Source organism: Lysinibacillus mangiferihumi (assembly GCF_003049665.1).
GTDB lineage: Bacteria > Bacillota > Bacilli > Bacillales_A > Planococcaceae > Lysinibacillus > Lysinibacillus mangiferihumi.
Window position 1 is genome coordinate 1 of the sequence record NZ_PYWM01000029.1, and the last position, 18,170, is coordinate 18,170.

Sequence of the window (18,170 nt, forward strand, 5' to 3'; positions counted from 1 at the left end):
ATAACAACGGTTGTGGACATGTATAGTTAATTGTTTAAGGCAGGCTATTTTAGTCTGCTTTTTTATTTGATGAGATGTGCCAGCATCTTTCTAAAAAAGTTTGCTTTGCTCTTTCTACTATCTCTAATGCTTCCAAAGCATTTGCTTCACTTTCTACTAAAGCACCAACAATTTTTGATGTAGTAGCTATTTTTTTCTGTTCCTCCACACTACTCACTCCTTTAATCTCCATTAACGTTGCTACCGTCACATAAGCTATAAGTTCCGACTATACCGTCATTGGCTCGGTATCACAGCGCTTTACTTAATTGGAAAATTTTAAGCTAAAACTTTCGCTAATTAGGTTGACAATAATTAAAACTAGTTTTAATATTAAAGCATAACTAATAAGACTTTTAAAAAGCCTTTAAACCAACATTTAAACCGTTCCCCAACGAAAAATGTTTATAAATAGGTCGTATTTTTTATTGTCTTTTTTAGTTAAATAATTAGCTTACCTAGAGTATATTAAAACTAGTTTTAAAAGTCAAACACTATTTTTAAAGGTAGTTTTAAAAAAAGGTATGCAAACGAAGGGAAATGTTGATATGACAGCGTTTGACATATTAAAAAAACTTTGTGATGAACAAGGTATATCTGTAAATACACTAGAAGAAAGAATAGGATTAAGCAAAAACACACTATATTCTTGGAAGAAAAATACACCAAAAGGCAGTAACCTTGTTAAAGTTGCAGACTTCTTTGATGTTAGTACAGATTATTTACTTGGACGTTCTGATAAGAAACGTTACTACGATCTAACAGAAAAAGATGAAAAAACTATACAAGAAGAACTACAAAAAATGGTAGAAGGTCTATCTAAAAGTGGACACGCATCCTTTGATGGTAGAACTCTTGATGAGTTAAGCGAGGAAGAAATAGAAGATAGAGAATTATTATTATCAAGTTTAGAAAATTCATTAAGACTAGCTAAGAGAGTAGCAAAACAGAAATTCACCCCTAAAAAATTTAGAGATTAAAGGGAGTGTTGGATGCCATGTCAATAAAGTCAATTGTTAATCAGTTAATTAAAAAATATGGAACCAATGACCCTTTCAAGCTCGCTGAGTACATGGGTGTGCTTATTGTGTTCGAACCTTTAGGGAATGCACTTGGGTACTATAATAAGCATTTTAGAGTTCCTATAATTCATATTAATGAAAATGCTGATAGGAAATTACAGATTTTTATTTGCGGTCATGAATTAGGTCACTACATTCAACATGAAGATATCAACACTTCGTTTTTAAAAAAACACACTCTTTTTTCTACCGATAAAATAGAAATAGAAGCTAATACTTTTGCTGTAGAACTATTATTACCTGACGATTTATTTTTAGAACAAAACGATTCAAGTTTTACCATCTATGATGCAATTGAAGAAAATGGTGTTCCAAAAGAGCTACTTTCTTTAAAAACTATAGATGGTAAAAAAATTTTACCCTAAAAACAACAAACATTCCCATTAAAGGTGGTGATAGTAAAACTAGTACGATAAGAATTTAGGCATTGAAAGGAGAAATTATAATGGCGAACATCGAAAAACGTGGTGAAAATTCATATCGTTTTACTGTCTATTTACCGAAAGATGCTCAAGGTAAATATCCTAAGAGGCGTAAATCAATAACTATTGAAGAAAAAATGTCACCAAAGCAACTAAAGGAATTTTTAGATCGTGAATATCTAAAATTTAAGGATGAGGTCTTATCAGGTAACTATGTGCAAACTGAAAGAATACTTTTTAAAGATTTTGCAGAACAATGGGAAAAAGATTTCGCATCAACTCTTGCCCTAACGACATTTGGAAATCACCAACGAAAACTGGAATTGCATATTAACCCTGTAATTGGTCACATGCGTATGGATCAAATAAATCAATTCCATCTTATGACAGTCATACGTGATATGAAACGTTATGACGGTAAAGATGATCCAGTAACTTATCACAGCAAACAAGACGTATATAGGACACTTAAAAGTATATTTAAGTACGCTGTAAAATGGGGTGTATTATCTAATAATCCAATGGACGGAATTGAAAAGCCACGCCCTAGCGATACTGATGATGTCGGGAAAGAAATGCAAATTTATGAGGAAGATGAAATAGAACAATTAATGCAGATGTTACAATCCGAACCTGCTTTATGGAGAATGATGTTCACTCTTGCATTAGCTGCTGGTCTTCGAAAAGGAGAATTACTGGGATTAGAATGGAAAGATGTAGATTTCGATAAACAACAAATTTATATTCATCAATCTATTGTTTTAACAAAACAAGGTCCACACATAAAATCCACTAAAACTAAAAAATCTAAAAGATATGTAACTTTACCTGAATCAGTTATGGATGAATTGAAAACATATCGAAAATATTGGGCTAAAGAGAAATTACTAAAAGGCGATAAGTGGGTTGAACAAGATAGAGAATGGCTATTTAATTCATTTGACGGCACTCATCTATACCCAACAAGCCCATCAAAACGGTGGCATCAATTTATTAATGGTCATAAGTTCAAATATATCCGACTACATGATTTGCGCCACACATCTGCGTCATTATTAATAGCTCAAGGTGTTCACGCTAAACTTATCAGCGAGCGTTTAGGACACTCTGATATATCTGTTACAATGAACACTTATGGACATGCATTCAAGTCTGCTGACCGTGCTGCGGCTGATAAGCTGGATGGATTCTTTAGAGTGAAAAAACAATCTTAACCCCTGGGGTCATATTGGGGTTAAAGTGGGGTTAAAATTGTTTATAAATAATTGTAATCAATGATAAAGCGCGATAATAATTAATACAAAACCTTTGAATAACAGCATTTATTGTAATTATTTATAAATAAATTACCTCTCACAACTCATTTGAGGAGTGGTGGTTTAAAACTTTCTATAATAACTACGGCATACGCGGCTTTTAACTTTACCATTAGAGCCTCAGGGCTTCAAAGCGACTCACCCTTCTTTATTGGAGGGTGAGTTTTTTATGTTATTTTCTAACGTGTGCAAAAAATCTCCTGTACCATTATTAAGTGGGATTTAAGACAGAAAACTTAGCGAACCTAAAAGACAGCAAAAAGAATGCATCGAAAAATGCGTAGAACTTCACTCTATTCTTTTCAATCATACTCATTTTAATAACTTACTTAACAAATCCTCATGCCATTCATTATTTTCCTTAACAAATACATCTTCTTCAATGAATTTATCCGTAGACAACTCTTTTAGTGTTAACAGCGGTACTAGTGGATAATATAATTCCTCAACCTCGTAAAGGACCTCAAATGCTAAATACTCCACATTTTGAGTCTTAACTTTTTTAATAAAAACATCCCAATTTATATCCTGTGACTTAATTAACCGATAGATATCCGTATATTTAAAAAGAGATACATCCTTGTTATATTTTTTATCCTTATAAACATCTACACATAAAGAGAGTAACGTATCTTCCCATAACAAAACGTTAAATTGAACCCCATCTATTGTTAATATTTGTACATTTTTTAGCAATTCTTCCGTTACATCTTCTTGAAGTTTACGCTCACTGAATGAGTGTGGAAAAAATTGCAATCTAATTTTAAATATATCCAAAAATTTCATCTCGGTTGATTTAACTAAATCAATCGGATTTAGGTTTTCAAGTATCATATCCCCAGTTTTCAAATTCACATCAGCGTTATTTGGCATGTAACCAATAGACTGTAGACATTGTATGACCTTACCTTTATCTTTATAATTCACTAACACCTTACTATCGTAGTACGGACTGTGAAGACTGTCCTTATAGATCGTTTGGCAATTTGGCAGCCCGTCTAATAAAGCATACGAAATTTCTGCTGTATTCAATATTTCTATCAACTGTAACTGATGTTGTAACTGTTCGTTGGCGATCTCTTTGTGCAATTTATATTCTAAATTAGATATTGTTTTTAATTTTACATACCCACATTCAAAGTTAGTTTCATCCACTATGTACTTTCTTATAATTACAGATACATTTGGGAAAATATGATGCATCTTTAATAGCCCTATTACTCGTACCCAATCTAAAGGCATTTTAAGTAATTGTTTTAAAGTATCAACCTCTACATACGATAAACTTTCTTTCGAGAGTAATAATATAAGATTATTTTCCCAATCAGTATATAACAATTACTCTTTCCCCTTCCATCTCCCAATAAAATTGAATCAAACCCTATGACAATATAAAAGGAAAAGGCACCTATAAATGTGCCTTTCTCCATAAACATTTCATCTATTCAATTTATTTAACGACTAATAGAAATAATCAATTACTAACTAAACTTTTCTTGGATGGGCGTTTCTTTAGCATTCACTCGATACGATTCTACTACTGATATACATGCTAGTATTCCAGCAATAGACATTAGAAGCCAAGCTACATTGGAACCTAAAGTTGTAAACACAAAACCAAAAATTAATGGTCCGACAGCTGCCCCTAGAGAAACACCCATCTGACTAATAGCAGTTGCTTGCCCTTCTCTACCAGGATAAGCAGCTCCTGTTACATAGTGTAGTAATCCAGCCCAGCCCCAGCCACCACCATAGGCTAAAATAGCCCCTACTACTTGTAGAGTGTGTGAAGGCATGGTTAATGCTGCTGTACCTAATGATCCAACGATAAACATTGATAGTAACAGTAGTTTTTCAAGCCCTCTAAAACGGTCAATTGCTAATCCAGCAAAAACCCTTACTAAAATATTTGTAATCGATGCAACTGCGGCTACCATACTAGCTTTAACTAATGTAATTCCTCCATGCGTTAGAGATGTAATCAAAAATCCACCTAAGCTATTTCCAATTGCAGCGCCTAGGCCTCCTGCTATCGCTAACAACATTAAATGTCTATTTAAGCGTAGTTTTGATGCATTTTTCTTTTTAGCATTGCTATGTTCATCATCATTTGACTTCATCAGTATGATCATGCCATATAATAAAGTTAGTACGGCAACAAGTCCGAATAGATTTCTCCATCCTATAGGCACCGCTAAAAAAGGAACAGAAAGGCTACAAAACAAAGTTGCTGCAGGTATGGCTGCTTGTTTCAACCCAAACGCAAATCCTTGAATCTTCTCCGGGCACCGTCTGATAATTAGCATATTAGTAAATGGTTGACTGTAGCCATAGACAGCTCCCCCAAAAGCAGCACCTACCCATAATCCAATTTCCGGATATACGAACGTTAAGAAAAGGCTGAATGCCGTAACTAGAACTGCTATGCCTATTTTCTTATCTATGGAATGATGGCTATTTATTTGCCTACTAATATAGGCTCCCATAAGAGATCCTAACCAATATAATGTTATTGTTACGCCTATAGCTCCAACACTAAACCCTGTATCCTTCCTTATTAAATCATTTACTGCACCTGGTAAAAATACAGGAGTTGAAGTCAAAATCGTAACAAAAACTACGGTTAGCGCTGTGAAAACACTTCTTGATGTTTTTCTTTCTGATTTATTATGCTCTAACAAGAATTTTTCTCATCTCTTTCTCTTTGTTTTCGTGTTCTGCATGTAATAGACTAATAATTTCTCGTGCAATTGCATCGGATTCACATAATGTAACTGAATTAACCCCAGGTCTAATTCCCGCTGCAGTGACCCAGTGAACGCCTTCAGTTGGAACACCAAAAGCAAACCTTCTTGAATGCTCTTTGCCCTCACCGTCCAAAACTTTGTTAAGAGGTCTGCTCACAGCTAGCCCCCCTGTATCATAAATCAAACCATTGCAACTAGGTATTTTATAAGTTTGACATTGTTTTGTTTTTAACAAATAAGACATTAATGGATCAGCATTTCGCATTAAATTTGTCTCAGGAAGACGTGCTTCAATGAGGGCCTTAGCCTTTATGCCACTATTGTTAACGAATGGTGACACAGCATAAAATATCGATTCTTCTTCTACTAATTCTACTTGAAGTTTTGGTCCGATAATGTTAACAATTCCTGCTTCCATCAAAGCAATCATTTGTTCAATTCGAATTGCTGGTGGACCAATCGAAAAGAATGCATTTAACGGAGTGTACCAATTCTTTAATTCGATTTTATACGAATCTCCATTAATACCCGCGTAATCTACGATAAGACGAATTTCATTACGCAAATCTCGTAACGCATCTAATGCCGATTTTAAAGGACTGGTCACATTACCTCTTTTGGCCTCCTTTAAGTCTAAAGACAGATAATGAATTAACCAATCATTAAATTCTTCGGGATTATCATAAAATTGATTTTTGACAGGATTAGCAAGCGTTTCCCAATCCCACATTAAACCATCTGGAATGCCAAAGTCCTTTAAAATGCTTCTCTCATGTTCACTTCCATAGGAATAGAGACTATATTTATCCTGAAACTCCTGTCCAGCATTCAAACCTGATTTCTCTTCAATGATTGCCTTGTAATAAATCGTTTCTACTTCTTTCGCAATAAGTGGCCATACATCATTTTTAAAGTCTACTGCTTTTCCTTCTATAGTTTTTTTGTGGAAATTATTAATCACCTCTGGAGTGATGTATATTGGTGTGTGTCTGCCTGATGCACCCTTTTCATTTTCACCACGAGCGTGATATGGAATGCCTCTTCGAGAACCTGCATAGATGATAGGTTCTTCCCCTGAAGCTTGGTATACTAATTTGTTTCCTGTTCGTATGAACTGTCCGCCTCTTCCCAGTGTAAACAGTGACATATAATCGAAGAAATTCAAACCGAGTCCCTTTAAAATAACAGGCTCTCCTGCTTTTATGCACTCTAATGAAACATCGGCTGGATTACTCGGGGTAATATAGATCATTCCCTTTTCAGCTGCGATTTCTCTTAATTTCTCTTCTTCTGGAGATAAACTTACCGGTGTATGACCTTGCGCTAACACGACAGCGTTCACTCTTAAATGAACATTATCCTTTTCAAGCTGTACAATCTGGCTTCCATCATATGCATCATCAATCGCAATAGCTCGTGTTTGATGAGTATATACCATGACGTTACTTGGCATAGTTAAGACAACTTCTTTAAATACCCATTCCAAGTAGTGACCATAAAAGGCACGTGTAGGATAGGAATCTGGTTTTAATTCTTCTGCCTCTCTCATCACTAATTCGCTATATTCCAAATTAGCATTCGCTATCTTTGTTAAAGACTTAGCCCATTCATACAAACAAGGACCTTGCATAATAGGACCTTCACATTCAACGCTAAAATCTGTAAACAAAGTAATTTGAGAAGCTACTGTGTTCATCAATAACGTTTTTGACTGATTTGTTCTCCACACTTCGCCAGAACCTGGAAGGAAAGGGTCTATCATATAAATTTCAATTTTACCTGCATAAGAGTCTTCTTTAAAATTTGTACGAAGTCTTTCTAATACAGAAAGTCCTCTTGGTCCGCAACCTACTAAAGCAATTCTAAAAATATCTTTTGTCATTTTAAAACTCCTTCTAATAAATTTATAATGACCAACCCTGTATATTAGCAAAAATCATACATTATTTGTTTACTTGCAGCATCAATGTTTTTATTAAATCTGCCGCTGGAAGAGATTGAGCAAGTTTATAGCCCTGTCCTGCCCATAAAGACATGTACTTTGGATTATTTGACTGGACTGCCTCTTTTCTTAATTTTTGTGTCATATAATGAACTTGTGGATACGCAGCTGGTGCTTCCTTGTCATAAGTGGATAGAAAATAATTTACTAACCCTCTAGCACGCCTGCCAGTAAATGCACGCGTAATATGGGTTGTGGTAAAGTCCGAATCAGTTAAAGCCTTTCTATATACTGTATTCGTCCCACTTTCTGGACAAAGGAGAAAAGCAGTACCTAATTGAGCAGCACTAGCACCTGCCTCTAAAACAGCAGTAATCGTACAACCATCCATAATCCCCCCTGCCGCTATAATAGGAATATCGATTTCTTTTTTCACGATACTTATAAAAACGAGTAAGCCATACTCTTCGTGAGGTTCCATATTATTTGAAAAGGAAGCTCTATGTCCTCCCGCCTCTATGCCTTGCAAACATAATGCATCGGCACCCGATTCATTTGCTATTTTTGCTTCTTCTAAATTTGTAACGGTAACAATTACGAAACTTCCATTTTGCTTTAATTCTTTTATAGTTTCAGTAGACGGACATCCAAAAGTAAAACTTACAACAGGTATTTTTTCTTCTTTGATTAAGTCAATTTTGTTATGCCAGTCATCATCATCCACGATTGGATCTCCAACTGTAGTTCCTAATAGTAATGCTTCTTTTTCTAACTTCGCTCGATAGTCGTCCACATTACAATTATCATTGATTTCATTTAGGTTAGGGACAAATAAATTTACACCAAAAATATTAGAAGACAAATTACGAAATTCTTGAATATCTTTTCTTAAATCTTCAGTTGTTTTGTATCCAGCAGCTAGAAAACCTAATCCTCCTGCATTGGATACCGCTGCGGCAAGAGCTGGCGTCGATACCCCTCCCGCCATAGGAGCTTGTATAATTGGGTATTTTAATTTATCTAACATACCGTTCTCCTTTTCATCGATGATTTAATATTTCGAAAATTAAATTTGTTTTTTTAGAAACGCAGGACTCTTCTCAAATCGAATACCAGTTAGAAGTAAGCCTGCGCCAACTAAAACTACACTGGCCGCACCCAGTAACACAGCGTCATAATTCTGAGTGGCAGTTGAGATAATTCCAGCAATTGATGGCCCAATCATTTGTCCACCTGCATAGATAGATGTAAGAATGCCAATAATCCGACTACTATTAAATGGACTCATTTGGCGTGCTAATGTTGTAGCAAGGGTTGTGATTCCCATAAAAGTGGCCCCAAATAATAGAGCACTTAAAACTACACCTATTTGAGATACCCATAAAGCTGGTAGCGCTATACCAAAAGCTTGCAGTGTCATTGCTAACACCAATGATTTAACAAATCCAATTTTTTTAGCTAACTCTGACCAGATAATACAAGATGGAATTGCAGCCAATCCTACCACCATCCACACTACGGTAGCATCACCATTAAAGCTCGGTATTTCTTTCGCGATTGATACAATAAATGTACCTGTCACAATATACCCTAACCCTTCTAATCCATAAGCTACAATTAGCCAAGGAATCCATTTTAAAGGAGGTACACATAGAGCACTTTCTTGTTTACTAGTTTTCTCAAAAGACAGTGGTTCGTCTTTCATGCTAATCCAAACTATCAAAACTAGCAGCATACTAACACCGGACAAACCTAACCATACGCCTTCCCACCTGTATAAACGATTTAATATGGGTATCAGTAAACTTGATAAAAAAATGCCCAGCCCTACTCCACCATAGAAAATGCCAGACCAATTCAATTTATTTCTGATAGCTAGTTTATCTAGCACAATGCCAGAGGCCATCACAAAAACAATGGCGCTGGAAATACCCGATATAAAACGCAACCCATACCAAATAAAATAAGATTGAAATAAACCCATACTAGCTGTTGTTAGAATACTAATAACCAGACTCAACCTTAATATAAACGTTCTATGTTGCTTTACAGGAATAATCCCTACTAAAAATGCTCCAAGCAAATAGCCTGCATAATTACTTGTAGCAAGATAACCCCCTACTGCATTTGAAAACGAAAGATCACTTTGCATCAGTGGAAGAATTGGCGTATAAGCAAACCTGCCAATTCCCATAGCAACGACTAAAGATAAAATACCACCTAATAAAAAAATAGAAGAATGTTTAAATAAAATCACACCCCTTGTAAAATCATTATATAAATATCATAACTTTTTTTTGAAATATAGTATAATTCAGGTAAGTGATAGTTGCCATCTTTTATTTATATAGCTAAATGGAGGGTTTACTTATGGACTTACATGCTTTGAATATTTTTAAATCTGTTGCCGAAAAAGGGAGTATTTCGCAAGCCGCTCGTGATCTTAATTACGCACAATCCAATATCACTACTAAAATTCAACAATTAGAAAACGATCTTCAAACCACACTATTTTACCGAAATAACCGTGGCACTACCTTAACTTCCAAAGGAAAAGTCTTATTAACGTACGCTGAAAATATCTTTAATTTAATAGAAGAAACAGTTAAGGTGATGCAAGATAATCAAATTCCACAAGGTCCATTATCTATAGGCTCTATGGAAACAACTGCTGCTGTTCGTTTACCATCTCTACTATCAAAATATCACCACGAATATCCAAATGTAGACTTGAATTTAAAAACAGGACCAACTCAACAAAATATTCAAGGGGTTCTTCATCATGAACTAGATGGTGCATTCGTCGCTGGCCCTATCAACCACCCTGAACTAACTCAAAAGACCGTTATCGAAGAGGACTTGGTACTAATTACAGATACTGTTCATCCTCCTTTGTCATCTATTAAAGATATCCAAACAAGGACGCTACTAGTGTTTCGAAGTGGCTGCACTTATCGGGCAAAACTCGAACAATGGTTGCACGATGAAGGAATTACACCAAATAAAATAATGGAATTTGGTACACTTGAAGCAATTCTTGGCTGTGTCTCTGCAGGGTTAGGTATAAGCATGCTCCCCTACTCTGTTATAGAAATGCATTTACAAGCTGGAACAATTAGGCATCATTCAATCCCAAATCCTTATGGAAAAGTTGAAACAATATTCATCTATAGGAAGGACACATTTATACCTACATCTTTAATAAAATTTATGGATATGTTTTGTGAGGAGAGAAATGCTTTTAAACGTCCTATCCCTGTACAATAATCAGAATAGTCAGTTTTAAATAACTAGAAAAATAAGCGCGTTAATTTACAGTGCGGTGCCTTATGTATATGGGTATCTCCAATGAAGCTAAGCATAAAAATAGCAACAGCTTATTCGGCTTTTATTCCCTCTTACATTTATAAAGCATCTTAACCAATTTGGCTAAGATGCTTTTTTAGTACATGTGTACAAGAAGAAGGCACTACTTTACATTGATATAGTAGATTAGATGATCAGTCCATTCATCGTCCTCATAGATGAAGCCTTTTCTCGTGCATTCATAAACCATACCAACACTTTCTGCCAACTTTATTGATGCATTATTATCAAGGTTTATATGCGCTTCGACTATATTTTTTCTACACGCTTTCCATTAACAAAACACGATAATACTAATCCACTAAGAGCAATAGCTGCTATAAAGAAGAAAGCATATTTTGTTCCTTCTGCAATTAACTCTAATAACGAGGCATTTTGGAATTGTTCCATATGCTGTTTTGTCCACTAACCATTAATGTAATGGTAAAAGCAGTTCCTGTTCCCCCTGCAATTTGTTGTAATGTGCTCATGACAGCGGCACCATCAGCATATAATTCACGTGGCAACTGATTTAATCCGTTTGTTTGCCGGCATAATAATCATTGATATTCCTATAAAGAAGATTGTATTTGCCAAAATAATTTGCCAAACAGGTGTATGTGCGGAAATCGTAAAAATAAATAGTAAACTTGCACTGAACGTTAACAGAAAGCCCAATGGCAAAAATTTTAAATATTTACGATGTTAATAAGGTTGAAAAACTAAAAAAATTAGATAGAAATGTATTAGAACCTTTACTGCCAGACCTCCTCGAATATACGCAAGATATGAACTGGCCTGTTGCTTCTGGCGTGGTGGATATACTATTAACTTTCCCTAAGGAAATTGTTTCCCATGTGCAAGCGATATTATCTTCAAATGATGATAACTGGAAGTGGTTTATTTTTCATTTTTTGGTTATTAAATTACCTATAGAGTCGCAAGTTAAGTTTAAACAGTATTTAATAAGAGTTGCCCAAACCCCTACACAAAAAGGGAGGTAATCTTCACACCCTTCCAAATCCAGCGCCTCCTTGTTTTTCCTTGGTTAACACTCTATAAAAAAAACTACGCTACATTAGTAGGACCTTGCTTACTAAGTAATCTTATAAATAACTGACCTAGAATATAGATACTTGAGACAAATATCATAGCACCATTTTTGCCAAAAGGTTTAAACCAACTGCCATCATCCAATATAAAAAAATGACCCAATATTAATGAAATAACGATCATCATAATATTTAAACTAAAAAACAAAGGTAAATTCATTTTTCTCGTTAATAGACCTATAACGACTATGCACACTATAAATGTAGGAAATAAGAAATCCGCGTCCTCACTATTAAGATAAAAATGATATTCATAAAAATAAAAGAAAAATGGAACTGGAAATAAAGACATTATACAAATAATAAATTTTTTCATTAATATAAACCTCACTATATTGAACAAATAAGGAAATCAATATTTAGTGTAATTTTACACCAAAAATTGGTTTTTTCATATATTTAATAATTCTTATTTAAGACTCTATTATGTGTATTCTCTACCCTCTTTTCTATTTACTTTAGGCAAAAATAAAATGCTGACAATCCACCCTAAATACAAAGGGTATTTTAATATTTCATTTGTTGAATACCCTAATAAATAAGGTAAATGATTATACCGGTTATATACAATCCCAATCCTATTTTGTTCAACATATGTCACCCCTTCTTTTCAAGAACAAAATATTTTGTTAATTATAACACCGCCTTTATTATACCATTTATTTACATATATTAATTTATGCAATATTGCTCACATAGCATTTTATTTAGATAACCGTTCGTTCAATAATTGCTTACAGTTGTCCGTTTTTTACGTTTGTGTTATAAAAAACTAAAAATAGAGTAGGAGGAGATTATCATCAAATTAAGAGAAGAATACACTTGTCCGTTAGAATTAGTACAAGATATGATCAAAGGAAAATGGAAATGTATTATTATTTGGCGATTACGGCTTGGACCCACATCTCCATCTAAACTAAGACGGGATATTAAAGGAATCACTGAAAAAATGCTGTTAGAGCAATTAAAAGAACTAATGGATTTTCAATTAGTCGATAAAGAGGAATACCTTTCCACATATCCACTACGAGTGGAATATAGCTTAAGTACAAAAGGAAAAGAAGTATTAAAATCATTAGAAATTATGCAGCGATTAGGCATTCAATATCTCGAGGAGAAACAAATAATAGGTAGTCGTTAAATAGAGTACCCTTACAAAAAAGTGGGTAATTTACGATAGTTTTTTCTCCATGTTATCATGACCTCAACAACAACATATGGAGGTAATAACCATGAAGAAAAAATTTATATTATTCCTATCCATCCTTTCACTTTTAGCTATAGGTATACTAGCTGGATGCAGTAACCAAAATAAAAATACTACTGAATCCGCAAAAGAAAAAACATTTGTCGTAACAAGTACTGGTATAGTAGATGGCGTTATTCAAGATCAATATGGACAACTAGGAGATTCCTTTAACGAGCATGGCATGCCGACTTATTCATTACCATTAAAGTTTGAAAATGCACCAAAAGAAACTGTGTCATATGCGTTAGTTTTAGAAGATAAAGACGCTTTCCCTATTAGCCAAGGGTTCTCTTGGATTCATTGGACAGCAGCTAATATTCAAAAAGATGAACTGAAAGAAAACGAAAGTCAAACAGCGACTGATTTTGTCCAAGGCGTAAATAGTTGGATAAGTCCTCAAGGAGGTAGCCAAAGCGCAGAACTCTCTAGCTTTTACGGGGGGATGGCTCCGCCCGATAAACCTCATACTTACGAGATTCATATCTATGCATTAGATACGACCGTCGATTTAGAAAATGGATTTTTACTGAATGAACTCTATCATGCTATCGAAGGGCATGTGTTAGCTGACTACACTTTAAAGGGTACTTACCCAAATAAGTAATTACTTATTATCCTAATTTATCTCAACATTATATCAATTTAACTTCAAATAAGTCCGGGACTGTTCGATTTTTTGAGTCTCTGGACTTTTTTCTTTGCTCCTAGTAACATTGTTTTAAGAACAAATTGATTTGGTTTTCTACGTTAAATCACTGAAACTTTAGCCAGCTATAGCAACAATTTAGACAAAAAGAGCTTGGCTAATAATTTTTTTGTTTTCATTACTGAAACAATATAGGATATACTTTTATAGTCCTGTTATTGGCACGTAAAATAGAAAGTTAATTTCAAGAAAGTTTTATTGGAGGTTTATTATGAATTACAGAATTATTAACAAACAAGTATTTGAACAAGCACAGCTTCGTTCGGTTTCAGATGTACCATTCACCGAAGAAGAACTTCAACATGGGATGAAAATTGCCGTCTCTAAAGCAGATGATACTTTAGCTTTATATTTACTAGATATCGAAGGTCATAGAAAATTTGAAGTTCGTTGGGACGATTCATCAGAAATTTTCAACGGTTGGTATTCAGCATGGGATAATTTCTCTTGGTGCCTAGATGTAGTAAGCAAATAAATAGCCTTGTGGAATAATATCAACTAGAAACGAACATTCTTTTGTTTTCAGTTGATATTATTTTATTTAACTAGTATTTCTACTTTAGAATAAAGGGTTTTTCAATCGTGGTTTTGATTACAAAGGAACGGACAAAAAAGCTTTTTACAAATGTTTGTATTTTGGCATAGCGATGTGTTTATTATTTATAGTTTTATTTATTGTCCAATTTATAAGAAATGGATAACAAACGTTACGCATGCCTCTCACTTTTAGGTTGTCAGCAATGCAGGGAAGATGATTTTCTTTCATTCGCTAGAAAAAATACTTTAACTCCCTGTCCCCTTGTATAATTCATACGCAATTTGAACATATATGGAGTAACAAGGGAGGAATGAACATGAAAAAACTACTTTACATGTTAGTACTATTCACGCTATTGTTATCAGCCTGTGGAAAGAATGCCGAACCGAAGGAAGCAGCAGTGAATCCAGAGACATCTGTTAAAGATATTGTGGGCGCAACCGTTAAAAATAAATTTACTGTAGAAGAAACGAAAGGTATTGTTACTATTTCGATTCAGGATACAGATGTAAGAGAAGGTTCAAAAAACCAGATGCTAAAAGATTCAGGGAAAATATTTGCAGAGATGTCGAAACTAAAAAGCGTGAAAACACCTTCAATTATTTGGTATGCCCCATTAACAGGTGCTAATAGCAATGAAGAAATGACCGAAGTATTAAGCATTTATTTTAATGAAAAAGATTTTAGAACTGTCAATTGGGCCGACTATTCTCGATTAAATATAGAATCCATTGCTACTGAATATAGGGAGAACCAAGCATTAGGAGATTAAACATTCAGAAGCGAATGCAACATCGAAAGAGGATGGGACATAACTAAAAAAATTTAAGGAACAGAGGAAAGGTGTTCGTAAATTTGCTATATGGAGAACTTAGCTCATAACCCGTATTATAGCGTTTTTCGCTTTCTACAATGTAATCATCAATATGTAGCACATGAATCGTACATGCATTTTCTAGCATGCTCACTAGCTCTTTGACAAAGGTCGTTTTTCCTGCCCCACCTAATCCGTCAATGGCAACAATAAATGGCCTTTCTCCCCAATCCGAACCGCAATATCGTTTCATTATTTCGGTTGTAACCTGCTGTAGGCAAAGCAATTCTCCCACTCTCCTTAAAATACAAATAACCAGCTTACCTTCACAAGGTAAACTGGTCTCTTATTAATTAATGGGATAAAGCAACATTAAATGAAGCAGCGGTTTTCGCTTTTACCTCTTCCAATGTCACACCCTCTGCTAATTCGATGAGTTGCATGCCTGCATCTGTAAAATCGAATACAGCTAAGTCCGTTATTAATCTGTGTACGACACCTTTGCCTGTTAACGGTAGCTCACACTGCTTTTTAATTTTTGATTCTCCATTTTTATTGACATGCTCCATCACCACGATAACTCTTTTCGCGCCAACAACAAGATCCATAGCACCGCCCATGCCTTTGATCATTTTTCCTGGAATCATCCAATTCGCTAGATCCCCAGTTTCCGAAACTTCCATACCACCTAAAATGGCAAGATCAATATGCCCCCCACGTATCATGGCAAAGGAATCAGCGCTATCAAAAAAGGATGCGCCTGGCACGGCTGTCACCGTTTCCTTCCCTGCATTAATGAGGTCAGGGTCTACCATACTCTCCTCTGGATAAGGGCCAATACCGAGAAGGCCATTTTCAGATTGTAATAGCACCTCGTAGTCAGCAGGAATAGCATTGGCAATAAGTGTTGGGATACCAATACCTAAATTGACATTCATGCCATTTTCAATTTCTTGCACAGCTCTATTCACAATTTTATGTCTTGTATCCACCATCATGCTTCCTCCTTTTTCACTGTCAAACGCTCGATACGTTTTTCATATTTTTCACCGAGTAAGACACGTTGCACAAAGACACCTGGTGTGTGGATATGATCTGGATCTAGTTCGCCCACTTCCACAATTTCTTCTACTTCCGCAATTGTAATTTTGCCAGCCATTGCTGCTAAAGGATTAAAATTACGTGATGTTTTTCTATAAATTAAATTGCCTAGCTTGTCTGCTTTCCATGCTTTGACAAGCGCAAAATCTGCGACAATCCCTTGTTCTAAAATATATTCTTTGCCATCGAAAACCTTTACTTCCTTGCCCTCCGCAATAGGCGTGCCAACCCCTGTCGCTGTATAAAATCCTGGAATACCCGCTCCTCCAGCTCGTAGCCGCTCTGCTAGCGTTCCTTGTGGTGCGAGTTCTACTTCTAACTCACCGTTTAAAAATTGCTGTTCGAAAATTTTATTTTCGCCAACATAGGAAGCAATGATTTTTTTTATTTGTTTATTGGCTAGTAATAATCCTAATCCCCAATTATCCACTCCGCAATTATTGCTCACAACGGTTAAATCTTTTGTTCCCTTTTGTTGTAATGCTGCAATTGCCTTTTCTGGAATACCACATAAACCAAATCCCCCTACTGCTAACGTAGCACCTTCCTTAATATCTGCAACGGCTTCCTCAAACGAATTCCACACTTTCCCGTTTCCCATATCGAAACCCCCTAAAATTGCTCGTTTATTAAGAAAAATTCTACATCATTCTTGTTTTATAAGTAAAGGAATTAATTGGAATTCTATTTATTCTAAAATGGAATAACTGCATTGTTACTATGTTTCTTCCGATCGTATTGTCTTTAATAATTGCTTTAAAGCATAGGATTGATATGTATTTTTTTTCGTAATAACGCCAAGACGCCACGGCATATGATAGTTCTGTAACGGTATAATTTTTACATTTTGATTCGTCTGCTTTGCCGCAATAGAATAAGGCAACAGCGTTACACCCAAATTTGAAGACACTAACTCCACGATTAAATCCCATTGCGAGCTTTTGTATCCGATAATCGGTGTAAATCCAGCACTTCTACAGGATTTAATCACATAATCATGCAACGTAAATTCCTCTGTAAAAATAATAAATGATTCATTTTTCAAATCTTGTAATAAAATAGTATCCTGTTGCGCTAAAGAATGCTGTTCATTTATATAGACAAAAAACTGATCTTCCACAAAAGATTGCACAACAAATTTTCGCTCGTCGGTAGGTAAAACGACAATCCCCATATCCACTTCACCATTTTCCACTAAAGTGCCTATTAACTTCGCTCCTCGTTCCACTAGCTCTAAATGAACATTTGGATATTGCTGATGAAACTTACGAGCAATTTCTGGGAAAAACAACGTGCCTATCAGTGGTGGAATACCTAATTTTATAGTTCCTGTTTTAATATTTAACAAGTCATCTAGCAATATATGCAAATCATGGACTGAGCGCATAATTTTTTGTCCTTGCTTATACACAATATGTCCTGCATCCGTTAACTCTACATGTCGTGTGGACCGATTCAATAGCTCAACATGGAGATTATCCTCTAATTTTTTTATGCTCTTACTTAATGACGGCTGGGATACAAAGGACTCATTTGCCGCTTTTGTAAAACTCCCATATTCTACTACGTCCATAAATGCCTTTAAATCACGTAATTCCATTTAATGACCCCCTTATTTATTCTTATTTGTTATAAAAAAAATCCTAAAAGTGTTTATTAGTAATAAATTCTACTCCTTCTCTTTTAATCCTTCTTCCATAACGTAAGGGTAATAAATTCAAGAATAATAAGGTTTTCTTATATGTTCAATAATATTT

19 protein-coding genes and 2 pseudogenes are annotated in these 18,170 nt (G+C 35.0%); 9 read left to right on the top strand and 12 right to left on the bottom strand.

Features of this window, described 5'->3' with window-relative positions; genetic code table 11:
• Positions 1-49: 49 nt before the first annotated feature.
• Positions 50-208, bottom strand: coding sequence for a hypothetical protein (locus C9J37_RS21400; protein ID WP_201262178.1), 159 nt, complete (start codon positions 206-208; stop codon positions 50-52).
• Between the two features lie 379 nt (positions 209-587).
• Between C9J37_RS21400 and C9J37_RS21405 the strand changes: the two genes are divergently transcribed.
• From C9J37_RS21405 to C9J37_RS21415, 3 genes are all read left to right on the top strand, one after another.
• A complete protein-coding gene (locus tag C9J37_RS21405; RefSeq protein ID WP_107897036.1) occupies positions 588-1,019 on the top strand; it encodes a helix-turn-helix domain-containing protein in 432 nt (143 codons plus the stop codon).
• Positions 1,020-1,036: 17 nt separating this feature from the next.
• On the top strand, positions 1,037-1,486 hold the full coding sequence (locus tag C9J37_RS21410) for an ImmA/IrrE family metallo-endopeptidase (RefSeq protein ID WP_107896990.1): 450 nt from the start codon (positions 1,037-1,039) through the stop codon (positions 1,484-1,486).
• A gap of 80 nt (positions 1,487-1,566) precedes the next feature.
• Positions 1,567-2,757, top strand: coding sequence for a tyrosine-type recombinase/integrase (locus C9J37_RS21415; protein WP_107896991.1), 1,191 nt, complete (start codon positions 1,567-1,569; stop codon positions 2,755-2,757).
• 414 nt (positions 2,758-3,171) lie between these two features.
• On the opposite strand, the gene C9J37_RS21420 is transcribed toward C9J37_RS21415, so the two are convergent.
• The 5 genes from C9J37_RS21420 to C9J37_RS21440 form a co-directional block, all read right to left on the bottom strand.
• Positions 3,172-4,197 (bottom strand): nucleotidyltransferase family protein, encoded by a 1,026-nt coding sequence (locus C9J37_RS21420; RefSeq protein ID WP_107896992.1) that lies wholly within the window; start codon positions 4,195-4,197, stop codon positions 3,172-3,174.
• Between the two features lie 143 nt (positions 4,198-4,340).
• Positions 4,341-5,540, bottom strand: a complete 1,200-nt coding sequence (locus C9J37_RS21425; RefSeq protein ID WP_107896993.1) for an MFS transporter — start codon at positions 5,538-5,540, stop codon at positions 4,341-4,343.
• Positions 5,527-7,488, bottom strand: a complete 1,962-nt coding sequence (locus C9J37_RS21430) for an FAD/NAD(P)-binding protein (protein WP_107896994.1) — start codon at positions 7,486-7,488, stop codon at positions 5,527-5,529. Before C9J37_RS21430 ends, C9J37_RS21425 begins: the two co-directional genes overlap by 14 nt.
• Positions 7,489-7,549: 61 nt before the next feature.
• The gene (locus C9J37_RS21435) at positions 7,550-8,575 is read right to left on the bottom strand and encodes an NAD(P)H-dependent flavin oxidoreductase (RefSeq protein ID WP_107896995.1); all 1,026 of its coding nucleotides are present in this window, start codon (positions 8,573-8,575) and stop codon (positions 7,550-7,552) included.
• Positions 8,576-8,614: 39 nt separating this feature from the next.
• Complete coding sequence (locus tag C9J37_RS21440; protein ID WP_235617197.1) at positions 8,615-9,805, bottom strand: YbfB/YjiJ family MFS transporter; 1,191 nt, start codon at positions 9,803-9,805, stop codon at positions 8,615-8,617.
• Positions 9,806-9,918: 113 nt separating this feature from the next.
• On the opposite strand from C9J37_RS21440, the gene C9J37_RS21445 reads away from it, so the two are divergent.
• Positions 9,919-10,815, top strand: a complete 897-nt coding sequence (locus C9J37_RS21445) for a LysR family transcriptional regulator (RefSeq protein ID WP_107896996.1) — start codon at positions 9,919-9,921, stop codon at positions 10,813-10,815.
• A 202-nt stretch (positions 10,816-11,017) separates the two neighbouring features.
• On the opposite strand, the pseudogene C9J37_RS29115 reads toward C9J37_RS21445, so the two are convergent.
• Both C9J37_RS29115 and C9J37_RS29740 read right to left on the bottom strand, forming a co-directional pair.
• Positions 11,018-11,164 (bottom strand): annotated as a pseudogene (locus C9J37_RS29115) (GNAT family N-acetyltransferase); the annotation flags it as partial.
• 174 nt (positions 11,165-11,338) lie between these two features.
• Positions 11,339-11,475, bottom strand: a pseudogene (locus tag C9J37_RS29740) (hypothetical protein); the annotation flags it as partial.
• A gap of 95 nt (positions 11,476-11,570) precedes the next feature.
• Between C9J37_RS29740 and C9J37_RS21455 the strand changes: the two are divergent.
• The 5 genes from C9J37_RS21455 to C9J37_RS21480 all read left to right on the top strand — a co-directional run bounded on the left by C9J37_RS21455 (position 11,571) and on the right by C9J37_RS21480 (position 15,270).
• Complete coding sequence (locus C9J37_RS21455; RefSeq protein WP_107896997.1) at positions 11,571-11,897, top strand: DUF5071 domain-containing protein; 327 nt, start codon at positions 11,571-11,573, stop codon at positions 11,895-11,897.
• Between the two features lie 955 nt (positions 11,898-12,852).
• Entirely contained in the window at positions 12,853-13,146 is a 294-nt protein-coding gene (locus C9J37_RS21465; protein ID WP_227665397.1) for a winged helix-turn-helix transcriptional regulator, read from the top strand.
• Positions 13,147-13,237: 91 nt separating this feature from the next.
• Entirely contained in the window at positions 13,238-13,858 is a 621-nt protein-coding gene (locus tag C9J37_RS21470) for a YbhB/YbcL family Raf kinase inhibitor-like protein (protein ID WP_107896999.1), read from the top strand.
• 313 nt (positions 13,859-14,171) lie between these two features.
• On the top strand, positions 14,172-14,435 hold the full coding sequence (locus C9J37_RS21475) for a hypothetical protein (protein ID WP_024360891.1): 264 nt from the start codon (positions 14,172-14,174) through the stop codon (positions 14,433-14,435).
• Positions 14,436-14,814: 379 nt separating this feature from the next.
• Positions 14,815-15,270 carry a hypothetical protein gene (locus tag C9J37_RS21480; protein WP_107897000.1) on the top strand — a complete coding sequence of 152 codons (456 nt, stop codon included), beginning with the start codon at positions 14,815-14,817 and terminating at the stop codon, positions 15,268-15,270.
• 43 nt (positions 15,271-15,313) lie between these two features.
• Here C9J37_RS21480 and C9J37_RS21485 read toward each other — a convergent pair whose 3' ends face one another.
• From C9J37_RS21485 to C9J37_RS21500, 4 genes are all read right to left on the bottom strand, one after another.
• On the bottom strand, positions 15,314-15,598 hold the full coding sequence (locus tag C9J37_RS21485) for a nucleoside/nucleotide kinase family protein (protein ID WP_201262200.1): 285 nt from the start codon (positions 15,596-15,598) through the stop codon (positions 15,314-15,316).
• 67 nt (positions 15,599-15,665) lie between these two features.
• Positions 15,666-16,307: a 3-oxoacid CoA-transferase subunit B gene (locus C9J37_RS21490; RefSeq protein ID WP_282957608.1), complete on the bottom strand. Its 642-nt coding sequence runs from the start codon at positions 16,305-16,307 to the stop codon at positions 15,666-15,668.
• The gene (locus tag C9J37_RS21495; protein WP_107897001.1) at positions 16,307-17,014 is read right to left on the bottom strand and encodes a CoA transferase subunit A; all 708 of its coding nucleotides are present in this window, start codon (positions 17,012-17,014) and stop codon (positions 16,307-16,309) included. Before C9J37_RS21495 ends, C9J37_RS21490 begins: the two co-directional genes overlap by 1 nt.
• A gap of 117 nt (positions 17,015-17,131) precedes the next feature.
• Entirely contained in the window at positions 17,132-18,013 is an 882-nt protein-coding gene (locus C9J37_RS21500) for a LysR family transcriptional regulator (protein ID WP_107897002.1), read from the bottom strand.
• Between the last annotated feature and the right edge of the window lie 157 nt (positions 18,014-18,170).